The organism is Pseudonocardia sp. ICBG601 (genome assembly GCF_020496245.1).
The window spans coordinates 34,760-54,987 of sequence record NZ_JAHLJA010000181.1 but is presented as its reverse complement, the minus strand read 5'-3'; the positions used below and the strand labels follow the sequence as shown (position 1 = coordinate 54,987).

Sequence of the window (20,228 nt, the reverse complement as noted above, 5' to 3'; positions counted from 1 at the left end):
CACGACCGGCGACCCACCGCGTGTTTTCTTAAAGAAAACACACAACTTGCTGCGCCGCAGGCGCACGCACACCGCGCAGCGCAGATCCGCGCTCAGCAGCACCCCCACGGAGCAGCACACGAGAGAGCCCGCCCCTCGACCAGGGCCGCGCTAGGCGCTCACCAGAAGACCCCAGACCCGATACACTCCACGCATGAACGCGCGCGCGGCGACAACAGCAACACCACAAGCCAAGACCCACGCACGCACAGCAGCACGCGAACTCCTCCGCGCACGCATGCAACCCATCACCGCACTCACCGAACTCGCAACCGCCGTCGACACCGCCCGCACAGAAATCGACAACGCCCGACAACGATGGCGCGACGCACAAACCGCCTACGCCCACGCCTACCGCGCCGCCCGAGCAGCCGGCTGGAGCCCCACCGAACTCCACGACATCGGCTGCGGCACCCAACCCGCCGGAACAGCACTACGCACACGCCCCGACAGCGACAGCACCACTCCGACGCCCGCACCTCCGGTGACCACCGACCCGGAACCGCGACCCACCGACACCACCGACAACGCCACCGCTGGACACAGCGCACACGAAGCAGGACCCCGATGACCACCGACAACACCGCCACCACCGCCGGTGGCGCCGCAGCCACCGCCGACGACTCTCAACCGGTCTTGATCTTCGGGCGGGGAGCGCTGACCCGACTCGCCGACGGCCGTAAAACAGCAACCATCAGCAGCGAAATCCCCGACGCAGCACCCGGCGACACCGTGACAGCAACACTCCCCGCCGGGACACCACGCCTGCCCATGCAGATCACGCACTGCTACCCCGTCGACGAACTCACCGCGCTACCCCAGCTCGCCACCCAAGCCGGACTCGAACTATCCGCCTTCACAAAATGCCGATCATGGTCGGCGTACCTCGACAACGTGACCACAACCGGGACCGTCACAACCCCGGCGCGCGTACTGGTCCTCACCACCACCGGGGAACTCGAAGGGGAATTCCCCCCGAAAAAGCGCCCCACCCCGAAACGTAAACGCCAACCCCCGACGCCACCCAAGCCGAAACCCGCCCCAGAACCACTGAAACCCGTGAAAAACGGCTGGATGCAGATCCAAGGCACCGGGCCAGTGAAAATGACACCACTCACCATGGTGCACCCACAAGACACACCTGAACTCCAACAACGAATCGCAGCCGTACTCGCCCGACGCACACCAACACTACAAGAACGCCGAGCACTAGCACCCGTCATCGGAGCACTACTCGAAAAAGGGAAAGCCGGACCAGCAGGACTAGGAAAAGACGACCGAGAACGACTCCGGAAACAACTCCACACAGCAGTCGCCTGGCTCACCCAACACCAACTACTCACACACGGACACTGGAACCCGAAACTCCTCACCGGACTCCGCATCAAACACGCCACCACCCGCGGCGGCGCACCCAAACAATAAAACCTTTCCCCACCGAAACCCGAGTTCACGCCCCCACCCGTGCCGCGCCGACCGGCGCGGTCGAGACGCTCCAGTAGCGCCCGGTCTTGACCGCCAACCCCGCACTCGCCAACGCAGTCAGCGCTTTCGACACCGCCGGGGCCTTCCGACCCGTCGCCGCAGCGATGTCCCCGGTCCGGGTGTGCCCGGCGGCCAGGGCGGCGTAGACCTCCCGCTGCGCAGGCGACAACCCGGCGTGCTCCGCGACCTCGAGGGCGCTGGTCTCCTCAGCCGGGGCAGGAAGGGGCCCGACGTCGGCGGCGGTCAACGCCGCCGGCACGGCGACACCCGCCCACCCCGGTAACGCCACCACCGACACCACCGACGGCGCCGAGAGCTCCGGCGCCGGTGCCTCCGGGGCCAGCTCCCCGGCGGCGCCGGCGCCGGTGTGGGTGGTGCGGCGCCAGGCGGCCAGCTTCGCCGTCTGGGTCTCCCACCGCGCCTGCGGCGACAGGCCCCGCACCGGCTGGAACGGCAGAACCGCCGCAGCAGTGTCGACATCCAGGGCCGCGCCGGGCACCGACCGCACCCACTCCCCCAGGTCCTCTGCCCAGGCGACCCGGCCCATCGTCATCCGCCCACCCGAGTTCGCGAAGCAATACCCACCACCCGACGGCAAGCTCGTGGGGGCGACCGCGAGACCGTCGATCACGGCGTTCTCGCTGCGGTTCATGTTGCGGAAAGCGAACAGGTTCCGTGCAGTCAGGAAACTCCGCAGCACCGTGGACTGCCCGAAGTCCGGCGCCAGCAACGACTGCGTCCCCACCACCAGCCCGACGCCGTATTTACGGCCGATCCGCACCACCCGCTCCAACCGGCCGATGAAATCCGCCGCGACCATGTGCGGATGCGTCGAGAGCCGATGCAACTCATCGATAATCCACATCAGGCCCGGCAGCTCCGGGGTGGGCAGCAGCTTGCGCGCCGGGGACTGGGCCGCCGGATCGGTGATCGGCACCAACGCCGGCTCACCGTCCTCCGACGGCGGACCCTCGGTGAGCGTGGACTTCAGCAGCGACCGCACCTCCAGAGCGGCCTCCACCGCGGCCAGCTGGGCCAGGACACCGTCCGGACCGGACTCGGCCCAATCGGCGACATCGTTGAGCACCGGCGACGAACCGCCGTCGGGGTCGCCGTCACCGAAGAACACATGCCAACACCCCGACGCGGCGAGGCCGAGACCGATCGCCTCCAAACACGCCGACTTGCCCGACCCCGGCTCCCAGGGCCCCGGCAAAGTCGCTAGATGATCTTGTAGGTGGTCAGTGGTCGATGGGGGTCGCGGGCGTGGTGGCGGAGTGCTGCGGCGATGTTGCTGACGCCGTGCAGGCGTAGCGCGGTGATCGCGAGGTTCCGCAACGCCGACATGACCTGCGGGGCGTGACCGGTGTGGGCGGTGGCGCGGTCTTCGTCGAAGCAGACATCACGGACCCAGTGCAGGCGATTCTCGATCGACCAGTGCCCACGGATCCAGCGGGCGAGCAGTCCTGGATCGGCGTCGGTGCTGGTCAGGCTGGTGATCGCGTAGGCGGTCTCGGTTCTCCACTTCCCGCCAGGCCGCAGTGGGCGACGCCGGCGCACCAGCTTGATCGCCTGGGATGCGTGGGGGAAGAACTCTGCGCCCAGGTCGGGACAGGGGTGCAGGCTGACCACGCTGATCGTGCGGGTCTCGACGCGGCCGTGCCCACGCCCGCGTTGACGATCAGCGACGCCGATCTGGGTCCAGGGCAGCGCCCGTACCCGTGCCAGCAGCGTGGGCTGGTTCGCTTTGATCGTCATCAGGTAGTGCCCGCCGCGGCGGTGTAGGTAGTCGGCGTGGGCTCGCTGGGTGTGCAGAGCGTCCGCGGTGACCAGTACATCGTCGAGGTCGAGGGGGTCGAGCAGCGCGGTGAACGCGGTGATCTCGCTGCCCTTCTCTGCGACCTGAACCTGGCCGAGCACGCCACCGCTGGTCTGGTCGAGCACCGACACCAGATGCGGGAGCCAGACCCTGCCGTCGGCGGCACGGACGCGGGCGCCGCGCAGGGTCTTGCCGTCCAAGGCCAGCACGCGACGCTGTTCTCGCCGGGGTGTGCCCTCCGCCGCCGGCTGGGCGCTGAGCTGGGGCAACACCCAGGACTGCAACGCCGCCTCCAGCGCCGAGGCGTCGACCCGTTGCAGGACCCGGCGGATGGTCGACTCGTGCGGAGCGACCGCGCCCACCCCGAGCACGTCCAGCACGGCGCGGCCGACGTCATGGGCGTACTCGGCGATCGCGGTGAACGACCGGGCCCCCGCCAACACCGCGCACGCCCCCAGTAGCAACACCGCGAGGACACCGTGGCGGACACCGCGTGGTTTCCGCGGGTCCGGCACTCGCGACAGGGCCTCCACCAGCGACAACCCCGCCGCCTCACCGACCGGCGCGGCTCTCCCCGCGTCAGGACCGACCTCCAGGCCTTCCAGAGCAGCAACGATCGGAGACACTGACACTGCGGACACAGGCTTCCTGACGTGAGCAAGGATTCGACACCCTCATGATCACGCCAAGCCTGTGTCCGCACCCACCCCCACCCCCCACATCACCGCAGCTCAGGACCCACCCATCACGACTTTGCCGGGGCCCTGCCCCGGCTCCCCGGTCACCAGCCCGTTACGGACACCGACCGCCTCCACCGCATGAAAGACCATCTCCCCATCCCCGTCGGCATACGGCCCAAGCGCGACGGCGCCGGCCTCATACCGCGGCCCGGTATAGGCGATCCCCGCCGACAACACATCCGCCGTGATCACCGTCAACACCGCCCAGCCCTCATCGTCCGGGAACGGCTCCACCACCAGGTGTTTCCCCGACACACCCAACGCCGAAGCGATCCGAGACCGACGCCCCAGGATGTCGTCGAAACACAGCTCACCGGGCGGGGTGCGCACCGTCCAGCGGATCGCCCGGCCGGTCTCCACCCGGTCGGTGAGCAGCGAGTCCGGGAGCGCTTTCCCGCGGCGGGCGACGTTGTCAGCCCACCGTCGCGCAAGACGGTCCCCCACATCACCCGCCACGTCCTCGTCCGGCAAGGCCGGGCCGGCCGTGGGCACGGTGACCGGATGCGCCGCCATCCAGCCCGACCAACACGCCGCCGAGCCCGCCGCGAGTACCCCGAGCAGAGTCGGGTCGGCCGGCCCGGTCAACGCCGCCGCACCCACCCACGCCCCCGCACCCGCGACACCCGCCCACGACACCTTCCGCCAGGACGCCGGGACACGGCGGCGCCACCATGCCCGAGCCCCGGCCAGACCGGCGGACACCGTGAGGCCGAGACCGGCCGCGGCCGCGGCCGCCGCACCTGGCCCATCCGAGGCGGCGACCAGGTCGCACAAGGCCCAGCCCAGGGTCCCGGCCGCCGCGGTCGCCGCGGTCGCCAGATACGGCACCCGCCGCGCCCACACCCCAGCCCGAACCCGCTCCACCCGATCACTCACAGCAGCCTGACCAGGCGTTTCCCGACGCAACACCGAACCCGGGCGGCGCACCACCACCTCCCCACCCACACCGTCGACAGGCTCGACGACAGTGTCAGCAGTCAGGCGCTGCAACGCCGCAGCCAGGACCTCCGGAGTGAGAGCCGCAGACTCTGCCGACACCGTCATCGATATCCCTCCAGGTGGTCGTTCACGGACCGATTCTGTTCAGCACGGTTCGGTGGTGCCCCGCACCGCCGCGACACGGACACCCGACAACCAGTACGCGCGTACCGGTTTCGAGGACGGGGCTGACACCCTGGCCTGGGAGAACTCCCAGGCCAGGGCAGAACCATCAGGTGCGGGTGCCGATGTAGGTGCCCGACACCGTCGCGGCCAGGGAGTCGTCCGAGAGGACCTGGTCCTGGGTCGACAGATGCCGCGCAAAATGGCTCTGAGCGCTGCCCGCGCTGTCGCGGAACAGCGCCGCGTGCTCCTGCATCTGCGACAACAGCGCGATCGGAGCGCCCGACACACCCGCCGCGGACAACGACGACACCGACTGCTCGATCTCTGAGAACATCCGCTCCCCCAACGACCGCATCTGCTCACAGAAATGATGCGCACTACCCGGATCCAGCGTCTCCCCACTCGCCATGGTCGTGGTGTTGGTTGCGGTCATCGAATCTTCCTCTCCATCATTACTGCTGGTCACAGGGCTGTCGGTTGTACTGGCCGGGGCGGGGCGGAGTGGATGCACCGTCGCCCACCCCGGCCCGGTCTCGGTCTCGGTCTCGGTCTCGGTCTCGGGAACGCTGCCGCCGACGCTGGCGGGCGGGTCCTCAGCCTTCTTCTCCGCGGGCACCGGCTCGGGAACCGGCGCCCCCGGGGCCGGCTCGGTCTCGGGGGCGGCAGGCGGGTCGACGGTGATCACCATCGGCCCGGCCGCCGGAGCCCGGTCGCCGGCGCGGGCCGCAGGTCCCGGCGTGCCCGGGCGAGGCGTCCACTCGCCACGACCACCCGCACCCGGACGGCGGGGCCTCTGCCCGACGCGGTCGCGGACAGCGCGGGCCCACCGCTGCCGACGTAGCTGCCCTGCGGCGGCCTGCTCGTGACGCTGTCGGCGGCGGTCGGTGGCGTAGTCCCAGCCGTCGGCCCACCACGCACCCACCGCGCGCCGTGCCGGACCCGGGGCGCGCCGTCCCCGCGGGTGCGCGATCCGCTCCGCCACCCGCGCGGCCAGCGCCTCAGCGATCGTCGGACCTGACCGGCGGGCGTCTTTCGCCATGCGGCGCTCATGCGCACGCTCCGCCCGCCGCCGACGATCCGCCAACCGCGGCGGCTCCGTGCCTCGCGCGGTCGCGATCACCTCGGCACCCGCGTATCTCGCCAGGCCCCACACCAGCAGGGACACCAGCAGAATCGTCTCCACCGCGCATCACCCGGTGATCCACGTCGAGGCCACCGCTCCCGCACCACCCACACCTCGGGCCAGGACGCTGTAAAAACCAGCCAGCAACGGCGCACCGGACGCCACCGCGAGGGTCGGCGCGGTCAACGCCAGCCACGGATGCCACGACTTCGGGCGCGCGGTCTTCGGCACGATGCCCTTCACCACGACCTCCAAGGTCGCGATCACACACACCGCGGCCAACACCGTCCCCCCAGCGACGCCCAACAGCTGGGTGACCGTCGAGGTCGCCCCCGACAGCGTCGTGAACACCCGCCCCAACAGCGTCCCCAGGACACCACCGATCCCGGTCCCCGCGACCAAGAACAGCGCGGTCGAGGTCTTCGCGCAGTTGCCGTTGTACTTCAACCACCCGCCCAGGACCAGCGCCAACGCCGCGACGACCCCGGTCGACGCCCACCCTGCCGCGTTCACGACGCACCTCCAGCAGACGACCCCGACAGCCACGCCGACAGCCAGGACGGCGCCCAGTACGACCAGGTCACACACTCCGGCACCAAGACCCCGACCAGCGGAACCTGGTCCAGCACCGACGCCACCGTCACCGCCAGCGGCACCACCGTCCACAGTCGGCCCGGGGTCCGGGACGCCCAGCCCAACACCCCGGCCACGATCAACGCGGGGGCCTGCACACACCAAAAGTGCGCGACCGCGACCTGCCGCAGCATCGGATGCCCCGAGGCCGTCCAATCCCCCCGCCGGGCCAGCTCCAAGCCCTCGACCAGAGTGACCGGGCGCTCCACCGCAGCCCGGCAGCCCGTCACCGCGCTAGCAATCGCGGTCATCAAGCCGCGGCTGATCCGCGCCCACAGCGACGGACCTGCGGTCGGGGCCGGGCCCCACCCGGCCTTCCCCGCCACAGCCGACACCACCGCACTCGGGGCCGACTCGCTCGGGGCCGTCGCGCTCGGAATCGACTCGTTCGTCGTTGCACTCGGCGCTGTACTCGGCGCTGTACTCACTGCCGGCTCCTTCCCGCGCTCAACGGCTCACGTGCCTGCAGCTCCAGAAGTCGATCCCCGGCCGTGACCAGCGCCGACACCGCCGACTCGACCGCAGCCGCGGCTTCGGCCGGGTCCGGATGCCGCCGCGACGCCGCGCCGCGGGCGTAATCGAACGCCGCGGCCAACCGCTCCACATCACTCCCGGCCGCGGCGAACCGCACCACGAACCGCGACCGCCGACGGTCCGGACGCCCCCGGCGCGACGCGACCTCCACACCCGCGCCAGCAGCCGCGGCGGTGCGGCGCCGATAGCCGCTCACCGCCGACCACCCCGCCGGCACCCGAGAGCCCGAGTCACCAGAGCAGCGACGCTGCACCACACCGCCACCGCCGCCAGACCCATCACGATCCGCGGCGCCGACCAGTCCCCGGCCGCCGGGAACATCGCCTCCACCAGCACAAACACCGCGAACCCCACACCACCCAGCCCGAGCAGCAGCGGAACCGACGACACCACCGACCCCAGCCGCGACACCGCCGCCCGCACCGGATGCGGCGCGAACCGCGGGCGACGCACCCGCACCCGCTCCGGCGGGAACAACGACAACTGCCCCGACCGGTCTGGCGAGTGATCCAACGCCCGGTCCAGCGGCCGGTCCGACACTCGACGCGACGATCGACGCGGCACCGGACGGGACACTCCAGATGACGACACAGCAACAGACACGCAAACCTCACCCCAAAAAGGAAGAAGCAGAACAAACAGGAGATAACGGACACCATCGGGCCCACGGCAGCCCCACAGCAGCTACAGCACGCCGCTACAACACGCCGAAGACGACCCGAGAAAGAACTAGACAGACCTGCCCGGCAGAGCGAACGGCAGAGCCGAACTGAACGCCTCTGCGCCAGGACTATGCGAAGGCGGCGACCCGGGCGCCGTTCACACGCCCCGCCACCGACGACACCGGCGCCGACACAGCAGACGACGCGGCAGACCCGGCAGGCGCGGCAGGCGCGGTGCGGTGCAGGAACGCGGTGACATGGTCATAGGCGTCCCCGGCGAGCTGGGCGCGGGACTTCCCGACCCCGAAGGTCTTACGGATCGCCTCCCGCGACACCGCCCCCGACGGAGCCGCGATCTGGCCGTCAGCGACCGCCTGACGGGTGCGTTCGTAGAGCACGACCGTGTCCGCCGCCGTCTCGTCCAGGCGGGCGGGGGCGAGTTCGTCGTAGAGGTCGGCGAAGATCGGGCGGAACACCGAGTGCAGCACGTGCTGCACCACCACCGCCGCAGCCACCAGCAGCGGCGGCAGGACATGCGCCAGGGTCGAGCCCGGGTCGAAGCCGTAACGCACGCCCCACGGCACCACCGTGAGCGCCAGGGACGCAGCAGCGAGGCCGGCGTCGAGGGCGTACAGGCCGCGGGGGATGCGGCGGCCGTGCTGCACCGCGGTGAAACCCACGAACAAGCTCACGACCAGCAGCACCGAGGCGAGAGGTTCGATGAGGTAGCCGTACCACGGGCCGTCGACACCGACGACGCCGTCGTGCACGGTCACCGACATGAACAACACCCCCGCCGCGATCAGCAGCGGCGGCACCATCGACAGGCCCACATAACGGCGGTAGGTCGAGGTCAGCCGACGGTCCGGGTTCAGCAGCCGATCACGGTTCGCGACCGCACGATGCGCCCAGCCGGCCTCCCGGCGCTCACCACGAGCGGCGGCGATCTCGGCCATCCGGGTCCGGCGCCGCTCCACGCGCTCCGCGCCCCGCAGCTTCTCAGTCACGCGCCGGTCAGCACGCCGCTCCCGCGACGACCGCGCATCCAGCAGCGCGGGATCGTCCTGGAGCGCGACCACGGCGCGGGCCTGCTCCACCTCCTTGGCGAGCAGGCGGGCCTCACCAATCAGACGCGGCGACGCCGCATCGACGGCGGAGTCGGCGGAGTCGGCGGAGCCGTCAGCGAGGATCAGGTCCTCCAGCCACGACTCCGACCGACCACGACCGGCCAGCTGAACGCCGTTCTTCGAGGAGCCGTTCACGGGGGCGTTCATCGGGCCCACCCCGGCGCAGACGTGCGCGGCAGCGGCATCGTCGCGACGGTCGCCCACAGGCGATCGATGAGCTTCTCAGTCAAACCATCCGGGAACCACCTGGGCTGCTCACAGCCAGGGTCAACATCCGGAGGAAGAGCCCCACCCGGAGGTGGAACCACGAAGGTAGTGCAGGCAAGATGCCACACAGCCGATCACCTGATTCTGTGCAGGTTGGTTGGTCAGACCGGCGCCCCGGACTCTTATCCGGGGTGTCGGTCGCACCATCTGACGAGACGCCAGACGGATGTTTCATGTCTAGCACCCGGCCCAGCCCGTGACAAGCCCCGGGTCGAACCCGCTGTCACCGAGCAGGCACACACCGCACGCGAGGACCGGGCCGGGATGCGGGCGGCGCGGGCCCCGGCGAACGGCGCCGGGACATCGCCGTGACGGTCGCGGCCGAAGGAAAATCCGGGGCGCCTCGCGTGCGCGCGCGACGCGCGCCTACGCGCACATCGCGTTGAGACCGGCCACGACCACCGGCCGCCGAGGTTGCGCAGCGCGTTGGAACCTCCCACCGGTCCATCACCGTCGCCACCGGCGCCAGGCGGGTTGAGCGGTGACCGCCCCGGACCCGGGAACGGGCACGCGTCCCGGACGCGACCACGAGCCGACGTCGCCAGCGGCCGGCGCGGCGACGGCCGCACCGACCGATCCGGTCTCGCCAGGGGAACCGCCGAGACCGTCGGCCCTCCCTGACCCCGGGCGATGCCGGCCGAGTCGTACTGGCCGATCTTCCGTCGAGGAAATTTCCGTGAAGGAAATCCCCACCGGGCGGGTCTCAACGCGATGTGCGCGTAGGCGCGCGGCGCGCGCACGCGAGAGCCCCAGGAATTCCACTCGGCTTTCCCGGGCGCAGCCGCGCACGACGACCGCCGACGACGACGTCCCCGAGCGCCCCGGACGGGCTCGGGACGGTGATCGTCCGCCACGCCCCAGCGCCGCTATCGACGACCTCGACAGCCCTGCTCGGGCAGCGCGTGGCGAGGTGTCCGAGAGTGGCCTCGGGCGGGATCGGGTCCTGCGCGGTCGGGATCGACTGGCAACAGCGGTCCGGCCCTCGGCCGGGCCCCGGGCTGCCCGGACTTCACCGTGACGATCCATTCCTGGGACGACGCGGACATCCGACCTGTCAGCGACCCAGGGGCCCGCGTCAAGATCGCCCTACAGGTATCGGGACCAGCATCTTTGCCGTGCGCAACGTTCGCCGTGCGGCGGCGTGGAGCGACCCGGACGGCACCGGCGACAGCCACTCCGTCAGAAAGAATCCCCTGGTCAGAGCACTGCGGCTCGGCCGGCGCGACCCGTGTCTGCCGGCGACGACCGCTCAAGATCGTTTCATTGCGGCGTTTCCGCTGGTCCCGATACTTGCCGACATCTACTCGCCTAGATGCGCGAGGGAGGATGGCCGAGCGGGGATCACGGCGTTCGAGGCATGTGATCGAACGTATTCCCAGGTCAGGGACATGATCCGGGCGAGGCAGAGGCATGGCCGCCGTTGCGCAGCGGCCTACAAGGAGATCATGAACAAGGTCGTTTTCGCTGGTCCGGATACTTGTCGGTACCCACTCGCAGGAGCGCGCCGAGAGCGGGCGGGCAGGGAGAGAGGTGTTCAGCGCAGTCGCCCTCGACAGGATTCCTCAGGTCAGGGGCGTAATCGTGACCGACAGAGCGGCTCGGAGAGGGGTCGGGGCGGAGCAGAGGTTGATCATGCACCGGGGTGTTTCAGCTGGTCCCGGCGCTTGTCGAGGGTGTATCGCGGCGATCCGGGGGCGTGGCGGGGGGACAGCGGGGCTGTGGCAGTGCGGCTGGCGAGGCAGGAATGGCCAGGTCAGAGTCGCATGGCGAGGCGTGAGCAGGTTCTGTCGTCGGTGGAGACCTCGCCCAGAGGTGGTCTTGCTGGGTGGTGTTTCCGCTGGTCCGGTGCCTTGTGAAGGTCGTCGCCGCGGGCTGATGGTCGTCGCGCCGGTCTTGTCCTGGCTGGGGTCGGGTCGGGGACGTTCACGACGGTGACAGATAGGCCTGTAGCGGCCGCTGAGGGTGTCTGTGACGGCTTCAGGCGCCGTCGGTGGTCGTGGGCAAGCCGACCCGGACCGCAGCCCGCGCTAGCGGGCGAGGACCGGAAGCGGCGCGGCAGCACCGTTCGTGGGACTCGACAACGGGCGGCCGGGGGTGGAGCTGGGGTTCAGCACGAGGTTCCGGCAGCGGAGAGGTGTCGGGAGCACCGAGCTTGGAGCAGAGCAGTGATCTGAGCGCGCGTGGCCTGGCGGGTACCGGTAGAGGCGGGGTCCTGGTCGGGGACAAGTCCGGAGCGCAGCGCGTGCTGGTCGTGGGCCTGGTTACAGGCCAGGACGGCGCGGGCGTCAGCGCGGTGTGTGTCGTCGACGCCGAGGGCGTCGGGGCTCAGCTGGGTGTGGCCGTAGGGCAGCCGCTGGGCGGCGGCCCGGCCGTACCGGGCCGCGATAGCGGCCCGGGCTTGGACGTCGGCGTGCGGGGCGACCAGGGGCCCGTGAGGGCCCTGCCAGGGGGCCAGGCGGTGGCGTAGCCACGCCGACGGGAAGCGCACCTGCCCGGCCGGGCAGCGCTCGACAAGCCGGGGCGGGCGGGCGGGGGTGGGCTGGTGTGCCAGGGCGTAACGGAGGTCGTTGTTGGTCCACCCCGCCCGCCAGAACACCTTCACCTGAGCGCGGATCGCTCGCGGGGACAGCCGCGCCAGCAGCGGATCATCACGCAGCTGCCGGGCTGCCGCGAGCATCTCCCCCCGGCTGACCGGCACCCGCTCATCGAACCAGTCCCCCCACCGACGGCCCTGGCGGGGCGGCTCGGCCCCGGCCCGGGCCCTGACCCGGTTGTGGATGATCGTTGTCGCGCGCGTATGAACAGAACTCTTACCTTCGGTAAGAGTAAACCCCGTTGGGGTCCAACTTTCACCACGCAACGAACCGTGGGAGCCTCCGTCGTGGGTTGGGGAGGGGATGGTGCCGGTCTCGGTGAGCGGGCGGAGGTCGTCGCGGACGGCGGCGGTGTTCGTGTCGGTGATCGCGTGGTCGGGCAGGTGGAGTTGGTAGACCGCTGCCCGGTTGCCGTGCCGTCCGTGGATCATGCTCTGGAGCGGGCCGCGGTACTGCGGGGTGCTACCGGGTTCGATCAGGACGAGCCAGTCGGACTTTTGGAGCTTGGCCAGCCAGGACGCGACCGAGGACCGCGCCCACCCGGTAGCGTCCTGCAGACGTTTCCAGGTCGGCCAGGTCAGGTGATCGGTCCAGTCCGCCCGTCGGGCGAGCTCGCCGAGCAGTGCGTCGAGGCGTCGTCGGGCGTCGCGGCGCAGCCGCCGGTACCAGGCCGACGCACGGATCGCCTCGCACCACGCCTGAGCCGTGCGCGGCAGCCCCCGGGGAAAGCCCGTGCCGGGGTCGGGGGTCGTGTCCTCGGCCAGCTCGGCCCAGCACGGGGTGCAGAGGACCGTACCGAGGACGGTGTCTTGGGGCTGCCCGGAGCGTCGCAGGCAGTGTGTACACATCCGCGCCGCCGGCGGCGGATCAGCGGACAGCTCGTCGGCCGGCGGCCAGCCCGCAGCGATCACCGCCGCGGTCGTGGCGGCCCGCTCACCCGGGTCGCCCGCGGTCAACGACCAGAGCCCGGTGTCGAGCCCGACCCGGACCAGACACCCACAGGCATCCCGGGCGTCCCCGACCGGGGGCGTTGCCAGGTCTTGACGGGTCGCGTTACCCTTCAACCACGCATCCAACGCGTGCTCGCTCCTTCAGGGATTGGGGGGGGCTGAAGGAGCGGAGCTGGACACTCCGTTGTACTTCCGTTGTAGGGCCCGACCGAGAGGTCGGGCCCTACTTCGTTCTGAAGCACATACTGCTGCTGATGCTGCTCCAGCCCGCCATATCAAATTGAGATCCAAGGACGACCAGCATCTGGCTGTCGCCCTAAGCGGTCTAGGTGGTCATCGTCGGCGATCCTTCGCCTGAGCTGGGGGAGCGGCTGTCCGGGGTCCCAGGGGTCCCAGGAGAGCCAGGAGAGCCAGGAGAGCCAGGAGAGCCAGGAGAGCCAGGAGAGCCAGCTCACTGTCCGATCCTGCCAGACCCGGCTACTGACCCGGTCGCCGGCTGCTCTTACGGCCGTGGCGGCCGCGCCGGTGGCCCACCGGGCCCGTGGTGTCCGTCGCAGTCGTCGAGGTCATCCAGGTGCTCGACGCAGTCATCGAGGATCGCCTGGGTGGTCCGGACATGCCACGCCGCCGGCGCCTGATCTTCCAGGGTCGCCCCGTAGGGGTTGCGGACCTTTTCGGCGGCGAGCGTCAGCTCCCGGGTGGCGGTGAGGATCCTGTCCCGCAACCAGTTCTCCTGATCCACCCCGGCCCGCCCCGAACGACGGACCGTCCGAGGCGGGACGAGACCCGGCGGCATCCACTGCCGCCCGGGATCAGGACCGTCGGGGGGCGAGTCGAGCATCGGAACCTCCGGGGGTGGGGGGCGAAATACCTACGCGTGACGCACTGCCGACCACGACGCCGGGTGGCCCACCCGGCGGTAGTGAGTGATCGTGCCGTCACGGGACGTGTCCGGGAGACTGGCACAAGCATCTATCGTGCGTCAACATGATCGTCACTCTCGATCAAGCGACTTGCCGCCGATAGTGATGACTGAGGGCGCCTTGCTGCTAGCCTGGCCCCTGGCCCCTGGCCCCCCCTGGCCCCTGGCCCCTGGCCCCTGGCCCCTGGCCCCTGGCCCCTGGCCCCTGGCCCCTGGCCCCTGGCCCCTGGCCCCTGGCCCCTGGAAGGATGATGCCCCGATGTCGACCGACGAGGGGGAGCACACGCTTACGCTTGCAGCTAAAATTAATCAGGCTTTCGAAACAGTGCATCGGCCAGGTGGGGCACCGTACACGAATCGCGAAGTAGCGAAGTGGTTGGTAGAGAACTCGCAAAACGGCGAGCCGGTCATTAGCGAGAATTACCTGGGACTCTTGCGGCGTGGAGATAGGACTAACCCGGGCATTCGGACGATTGAGGCGCTTGCCAGGTTCTTTGAAGTCCCGGCTGGGTATTTTCTAGAAACTGGTTCAACTACTGCGGAAATTCATGAAGAACTCCAGCTGGTCGCAAGCTTGCGAGACGCTGAAATACGGGGAATTGCGACGAGAGCAGCGACCTTGGATCCTGGAATGCGGGCGTGGCTCCTCGGTGTGGTCGAGACACTCCCCCTCGGGAAGCCGCTGAATACACCTCGGCCAAAATCCCGACAGCAGAGCTTCGAAGTGCGCCTGGACGAAGATCTCGACGCCTGGTGATTCCAAGATGGATCGAACCGTAACTATCGAGCCGAGCCGAGAAGACGGCTTTGCTCGTCGCAAGGAATAAGTCAGACAAGGACTCGGAAATCAAGAGGCTTATGGAGGGGGGGACTCCGCTGTAGCGTCGAGCTGGGAAGTCCCTCGTTTCATGATAACCCTGAGTATCTTTTCAGGTTCCTAGATGCATTATCGCGACGCGGAGAAGCGGATGATTCCTGAGAGGGTCGTGAGGCGAGGGTTGTCGCGTGGGTGGTTGCCCGGCCGAAAAGTAGATACTATCGCGAAAAGACTGGTCCGCGATCTGGGGCTGGTGTTTCCGCTGGACGTTGATGAGTTTTGTCAAAAGTTCGCGGTCCACCGAGGTCGCCCGATCAGCGTCCTAGAGCTCTGTCTCCCCAGCGCGGATGTATTTGGTTTATGGCTGGAAAGTGCGGATAGCGATGCTATCGTGCATGACGCTAACTTACCTCCACGGCAACGTGCGAAGACGATTCTGCATGAGTGCGGCCATATGGCCCTCGACCACAAACCTGACAATGGCGACGAAGATCTGGTTCGCATGATTGCGCCGCACCTCCCTCCAAACATGGTGTGGCGGCGCTGCCTCCGCCGTGATTGCTTTGATTCCCCTCAGGAGAATGACGCTGAACATTTCGCTACCGTGAGGCTTATTCATAAGCCGCAAAGAAGTAGAGGCCTACGATTGCCGCAACTGTGCTTTCGTATTTGCTGATGGGGTAGCGGTATCGGCCACCTTCTTCGCTGAGCATGCGCCATGTTTTGAGGTGCGCGATGGCGTGTTCGACGGCTGCGCGGATTCTGCCGAGGGCGGTGTTGAACTCGACTTGGCTGGGGTCGAGGTCGATACCGGGGGATCGCTTGTGCGGGACCGTGTTGATGCCCTCGACGCCGATGTAGCCGAGGTCGGCGACGGACGGGAGATCGCGCAGACGCTCCGCCAGCCCGGATGCGGCGTAGGCATGTGCGTCGTGGCGGGCGCCGTGAATCGGGACTTCGCCGACCGCGACGAGGACTCCGTCGAGGGTGGCGGCGATCTGCAGGTTCATGCCCGAGTAGCCGGCCTTGACCGAGAACAGGTCGGACACTGCGTTCCAGTCCCACGTCGGGCACACGGTGCCATCGACCAGCACTGTTCCGCCTCCGAGGACCTCCCGCGGGTCGGGCACGACGTCGGCGAGGACCTCGCCGATCACCGGGCGCAGCAGGTCCCAGCGGCGACTGACCGTGGACTGGCTGACCCCGAAGATCGCGCCCGCGAAGTCCTGGGTCACGTTCTTGCGCATCAGCGTCACCACCATGGCCACTGACCGGAACAAGCCCAACGCAACAGGCCTACCTGCAGAAACGAACTTGCCGCCGCATCGGGCGTGTACTCTCACCACCAGATCGGTGAGTTGTCTATCGTCCAACCCTGTCATAGCTTTGAATCGCAACAGCTCTTCGCCGATCCTCGTTCGATGCCTGGGAACACCGAACAAACCGGCAAGGGCTGTTGCACTTCAAGCGCGACACACCGCCGTGCCGGTATCGAGACAAAATCGCCGGTGACGGCTTCCGCAGATCAACAGAATTACTCCCTTGTGAATAAGCCCCCGTGTTGCAATACTGGGGATACGCGGCTGATGCAGAGAGGCGACAGGGAGTGTCGGGGGCCGGCTTCAACGATGTTGTCAACATCTTCTGACGACGCCACATCAGTAGAATAACAGCTTAAAGTGGATGTCGCTACTGTAGTAGTGTGGACGGTGCTGGCTGGAGTATTCGGCTCCCGCCTCGTTCTTCGTCAGAGGGGTTGTCGCAGAACTCGCGGAAACCTGCTAGTTGCTGCCATCCTCGTGATGTCGTGCGTATCGCTTGATCCAGTATCGACTGCTGTCGATTCGCTGGCCCCTGGGCTAGATCGCTTGCTGATCAACCTGATGTTGTTCGTTGTTTTTCTTACAACCGCTCTATTCTTCTCTGGCCGACTGCCCTGGACACGCAGGACAGTCCTCTTCTGCCCTGGAGTGCAGGTTCTCGTAACTGTCTTTGCCGCGATCGCTTTGACGTCCTGTTGGGCGTTGAGCGAGCAGGGAATCCCGCAGTATCAAGAAGTTCTAAGCAAGTACACCCCTAGCCTGCACGCAGCGGGGTACTTTTATCTAGCGGGAAATTTACAGTTCGCGTATTGTTGCATCATTTTATCCTGGAGTTGCTTCCTGGAGGCCTCCTGCCGCGCCGACCGCCTCAAGTGCGCCTTTTATTTGACCTCGATTAGTTCGGCGCTCATGTTCTTCGCAGGCCCCTTTGCGCGGGTCGTGGCACTGACAACGTGGTGGATTTCCGGCAATAAATTTATCCTGCTGGGCGGTGTCCGACTTGTCGTAGGCAGCGCCCTTCAGATGGGGATCATCGGGTTTATTGTAAGTTTGTGCATTTTTGGAGGAGCGCACCTCAAGGTTCGTCAGCAGGAACAGCAGATATTGCAGCGAAAAATAGAGCGCTTGAATCCGCTTTGGGAAGTGCTTGCTGCCGCAGCTCCCGGCACGAAATTTTATCGTCGATCCCGAATCGAAAGAGGTGTCGACTTCTTCCTGCGCGACACGCGATTCTGGGGGCTTATTCACAAGGGAGTAATTCTGTTGATCTGCGGAAGCCGTCACCGGCGATTTTGTCTCGATACCGGCACGGCGGTGTGTCGCGCTTGAAGTGCAACAGCCCTTGCCGGTTTGTTCGGTGTTCCCAGGCATCGAACGAGGATCGGCGAAGAGCTGTTGCGATTCAAAGCTATGACAGGGTTGGACGATAGACAACTCACCGATCTGGTGGTGAGAGTACACGCCCGATGCGGCGGCAAGTTCGTTTCTGCAGGTAGGCCTGTTGCGTTGGGCTTGTTCCGGTCAGTGGCCATGGTGGTGACGCTGATGCGCAAGAACGTGACCCAGGACTTCGCGGGCGCGATCTTCGGGGTCAGCCAGTCCACGGTCAGTCGCCGCTGGGACCTGCTGCGCCCGGTGATCGGCGAGGTCCTCGCCGACGTCGTGCCCGACCCGCGGGAGGTCCTCGGAGGCGGAACAGTGCTGGTCGATGGCACCGTGTGCCCGACGTGGGACTGGAACGCAGTGTCCGACCTGTTCTCGGTCAAGGCCGGCTACTCGGGCATGAACCTGCAGATCGCCGCCACCCTCGACGGAGTCCTCGTCGCGGTCGGCGAAGTCCCGATTCACGGCGCCCGCCACGACGCACATGCCTACGCCGCATCCGGGCTGGCGGAGCGTCTGCGCGATCTCCCGTCCGTCGCCGACCTCGGCTACATCGGCGTCGAGGGCATCAACACGGTCCCGCACAAGCGATCCCCCGGTATCGACCTCGACCCCAGCCAAGTCGAGTTCAACACCGCCCTCGGCAGAATCCGCGCAGCCGTCGAACACGCCATCGCGCACCTCAAAACATGGCGCATGCTCAGCGAAGAAGGTGGCCGATACCGCTACCCCATCAGCAAATACGAAAGCACAGTTGCGGCAATCGTAGGCCTCTACTTCTTTGCGGCTTATGAATAAGCCTCCTGGTATCATAAGGTTCTTGATGAATGCGAGTACGCGTTATGGCGCATCAGTAAGTACGCAGAAGAATCGTCGAAGTCTATGACCCTTAAGCAGCAGGCGAGTGCTGTATACAGAGCACTCGTCGCTACCAATAGGGGAGTTGTAGTCGCGCACGATCCGGTTCCAATCGCGCGGTGTACGGAGGACGACGATCGACCACTGTTGGTATTTGCAGCCGAGTTTGAAAAGCTTGTTCAGCGTTATGGTCCGCCATGTCGGAGTATGCTTAGCGACGATGATCGGAAATTCCAGGAGTGAGCATGCAAAGTATTTACACAGCCCCCTTAGTTCTGCCAGGCCCAGAGGGAACTTCGCTGCACGATGGGGCAGTTTTAGTGTCGGACGGAACGATCTTGGAAGTTGGTTCTCGAGCCGACGTCGAAGCGGTCGCAGAAAACGAGGTGGATCGCTATAATTTCGACGACTCGACGATCATGCCGGGCTTGATTGATGCGCATGTGCATCTCGTATTTCACGGGGGTCCGAATATCCTGGATACCCTATATGCAGAAGATGACGACACACAGCTCGAGCAGAAGATGGTTAAGCGGGCGCAGAAGCTTCTTCGTGCTGGCGTTACTACAGCACAAGATCTTGGCGACAGGAACGGTCTGGCTCGGCGGGTCCGGAATTTAATCACTAGTGGTGAAGCCCTCGGACCGCGCTTACTGACTGCGGGCGCCCCGCTGACCGTGAGGGAAGGACACTGCTGGTTCCTCGGCGGCGTAGTTGATGGTGAACAAGAAATCCGGGACAGGATCCGGCTGCTCGCTGCCCATGGCGTTGACACGGTCAAGATTATGGCCTCGGGAGGTCAGCTAACTCCGGGCCCATATGCGATGTGGGATCCGCAATTCACTCTGGCTGAGCTGCGGGCTGCGGTCGACGAAGCGCACGGCAATGGTTTACGGATCGCCGCTCATGCTCATAGCGCCGCCGCAATCGCTCTGGCGGTTGAAGCTGGAGTAGACACTATTGAGCACGCCACATGGCTCGTGGAAGGGCCTGACTGGGACCCGCGCCCCGAGGTTGCCCAGCAGATGGCAGAGCAAGGGACTGTGCTTTGCCATGCGAGCAGCAACGACTGGCGCGGCCTCGCTACGAAGGTCGGCGAGGCTTGGGCCCGACAGCTGGTGGGACGTGTCGCCTGGTTTGACGAGTATGGGGTTACTCAGATTTCAGGAACTGATGCAGGAGTAACTGACTTCGCTGGTTCAGCGACGGCGGTGGCGCGATTCGCAGAGTATGGATTTTCTTCCGGTAAAGCCGTAGAGATTGGAACCATTTCTGGCGCGAAAGCTCTTGGGTTGTCGCACGTGACAGGATCACTTGTTCCTGGCCTTGCGGCGGATCTACTGATCGTCGACGGAAATGTGCTCAGCGACTTGTCGGCGATAACAAGACCGCGTCTTGTTATCAGTCAGGGGCGTCACATCGTTCCGCAAGGCAGTGCCCCGTAGCAGAAGTCTAAATCCGCCCCACCTTCCTTCTGGCGTCAAGGTCAAGCGAAGTGAGAGATGATGGGGATGCAACCATTCCGGCTATGGGTAGCGCCTGTGAGTTCGACTGTCGTGCTGTGTGGTTTTGTGTTGCTTCCGTGGGGCGCTGCGCGTGAATGGCATGTTGCACTGTCCGTGGTTGCTCTCGGGTTCGTGTCTTTTCTCGCGGGCTGGAAGAGTGAGCACCTGTCGTGGGTCACTGTGGCGCTACTTGTTGCAGTGTCCGCGAGCGTTATCTTTGTTCTTGGTGAGTTAATGAACAGGGGTGAACGGTGGTGGCTGGTCGGTCTTGTGGTGTATCCGATCCCGGCTCTCGTGACTGCTGCGGTGGGGGCTGGGGTCGGCCGGGTGATGCGCAGGCAGAA

18 protein-coding genes are annotated in these 20,228 nt (G+C 66.9%); 5 read left to right on the top strand and 13 right to left on the bottom strand.

Annotated elements, in window-relative coordinates; all coding sequences use genetic code 11:
- Positions 1-193 precede the first annotated feature (193 nt).
- The gene (locus KPL57_RS58360; protein ID WP_226351793.1) at positions 194-610 is read left to right on the top strand and encodes a hypothetical protein; all 417 of its coding nucleotides are present in this window, start codon (positions 194-196) and stop codon (positions 608-610) included.
- On the top strand, positions 607-1,464 hold the full coding sequence (locus KPL57_RS58355; RefSeq protein WP_226351794.1) for a hypothetical protein: 858 nt from the start codon (positions 607-609) through the stop codon (positions 1,462-1,464). Before KPL57_RS58360 ends, KPL57_RS58355 begins: the two co-directional genes overlap by 4 nt.
- A gap of 25 nt (positions 1,465-1,489) precedes the next feature.
- Here the strand turns inward: KPL57_RS58355 and KPL57_RS58350 are convergent, their stop codons facing one another.
- From KPL57_RS58350 to KPL57_RS58300, 11 genes are all read right to left on the bottom strand, one after another.
- A complete protein-coding gene (locus KPL57_RS58350; RefSeq protein ID WP_226358605.1) occupies positions 1,490-2,740 on the bottom strand; it encodes a hypothetical protein in 1,251 nt (416 codons plus the stop codon).
- A 5-nt stretch (positions 2,741-2,745) separates the two neighbouring features.
- Positions 2,746-3,969: an ISAs1 family transposase gene (locus KPL57_RS58345; protein WP_226351754.1), complete on the bottom strand. Its 1,224-nt coding sequence runs from the start codon at positions 3,967-3,969 to the stop codon at positions 2,746-2,748.
- A 105-nt stretch (positions 3,970-4,074) separates the two neighbouring features.
- Positions 4,075-5,127, bottom strand: a complete 1,053-nt coding sequence (locus KPL57_RS58340; RefSeq protein ID WP_226358604.1) for a hypothetical protein — start codon at positions 5,125-5,127, stop codon at positions 4,075-4,077.
- A 166-nt stretch (positions 5,128-5,293) separates the two neighbouring features.
- Positions 5,294-5,875, bottom strand: coding sequence for a hypothetical protein (locus KPL57_RS58335; RefSeq protein WP_226358603.1), 582 nt, complete (start codon positions 5,873-5,875; stop codon positions 5,294-5,296).
- 501 nt (positions 5,876-6,376) lie between these two features.
- On the bottom strand, positions 6,377-6,823 hold the full coding sequence (locus KPL57_RS58330; RefSeq protein ID WP_226358648.1) for a hypothetical protein: 447 nt from the start codon (positions 6,821-6,823) through the stop codon (positions 6,377-6,379).
- A complete protein-coding gene (locus KPL57_RS58325) occupies positions 6,820-7,011 on the bottom strand; it encodes a hypothetical protein (protein WP_226358647.1) in 192 nt (63 codons plus the stop codon). Before KPL57_RS58325 ends, KPL57_RS58330 begins: the two co-directional genes overlap by 4 nt.
- A gap of 356 nt (positions 7,012-7,367) precedes the next feature.
- Positions 7,368-7,673 carry a hypothetical protein gene (locus KPL57_RS58320; RefSeq protein ID WP_226358646.1) on the bottom strand — a complete coding sequence of 102 codons (306 nt, stop codon included), beginning with the start codon at positions 7,671-7,673 and terminating at the stop codon, positions 7,368-7,370.
- Positions 7,670-7,960, bottom strand: coding sequence for a hypothetical protein (locus KPL57_RS58315; RefSeq protein ID WP_226358645.1), 291 nt, complete (start codon positions 7,958-7,960; stop codon positions 7,670-7,672). Before KPL57_RS58315 ends, KPL57_RS58320 begins: the two co-directional genes overlap by 4 nt.
- Positions 7,961-8,267: 307 nt before the next feature.
- The gene (locus KPL57_RS58310) at positions 8,268-9,413 is read right to left on the bottom strand and encodes a hypothetical protein (RefSeq protein WP_226358644.1); all 1,146 of its coding nucleotides are present in this window, start codon (positions 9,411-9,413) and stop codon (positions 8,268-8,270) included.
- A 2,227-nt stretch (positions 9,414-11,640) separates the two neighbouring features.
- Positions 11,641-13,083 (bottom strand): hypothetical protein, encoded by a 1,443-nt coding sequence (locus KPL57_RS58305; RefSeq protein WP_226358643.1) that lies wholly within the window; start codon positions 13,081-13,083, stop codon positions 11,641-11,643.
- Positions 13,084-13,579: 496 nt separating this feature from the next.
- Complete coding sequence (locus tag KPL57_RS58300; protein ID WP_226358642.1) at positions 13,580-13,819, bottom strand: hypothetical protein; 240 nt, start codon at positions 13,817-13,819, stop codon at positions 13,580-13,582.
- Between the two features lie 439 nt (positions 13,820-14,258).
- Here KPL57_RS58300 and KPL57_RS58295 point away from each other — a divergent pair, with 439 nt between their 5' ends.
- Positions 14,259-14,756 (top strand): XRE family transcriptional regulator, encoded by a 498-nt coding sequence (locus KPL57_RS58295; protein ID WP_226358641.1) that lies wholly within the window; start codon positions 14,259-14,261, stop codon positions 14,754-14,756.
- 671 nt (positions 14,757-15,427) lie between these two features.
- On the opposite strand, the gene KPL57_RS58290 is transcribed toward KPL57_RS58295, so the two are convergent.
- Positions 15,428-16,078 (bottom strand): transposase, encoded by a 651-nt coding sequence (locus tag KPL57_RS58290; protein WP_226351147.1) that lies wholly within the window; start codon positions 16,076-16,078, stop codon positions 15,428-15,430.
- 882 nt (positions 16,079-16,960) lie between these two features.
- Positions 16,961-17,599, bottom strand: a complete 639-nt coding sequence (locus KPL57_RS58285; RefSeq protein ID WP_226358640.1) for a hypothetical protein — start codon at positions 17,597-17,599, stop codon at positions 16,961-16,963.
- 69 nt (positions 17,600-17,668) lie between these two features.
- On the opposite strand from KPL57_RS58285, the gene KPL57_RS58280 reads away from it, so the two are divergent.
- Both KPL57_RS58280 and KPL57_RS58275 read left to right on the top strand, forming a co-directional pair.
- Complete coding sequence (locus KPL57_RS58280; protein WP_226351147.1) at positions 17,669-18,319, top strand: transposase; 651 nt, start codon at positions 17,669-17,671, stop codon at positions 18,317-18,319.
- Between the two features lie 380 nt (positions 18,320-18,699).
- The gene (locus KPL57_RS58275; protein WP_226358639.1) at positions 18,700-19,824 is read left to right on the top strand and encodes an amidohydrolase family protein; all 1,125 of its coding nucleotides are present in this window, start codon (positions 18,700-18,702) and stop codon (positions 19,822-19,824) included.
- The last annotated feature ends 404 nt before the right edge of the window (positions 19,825-20,228 follow it).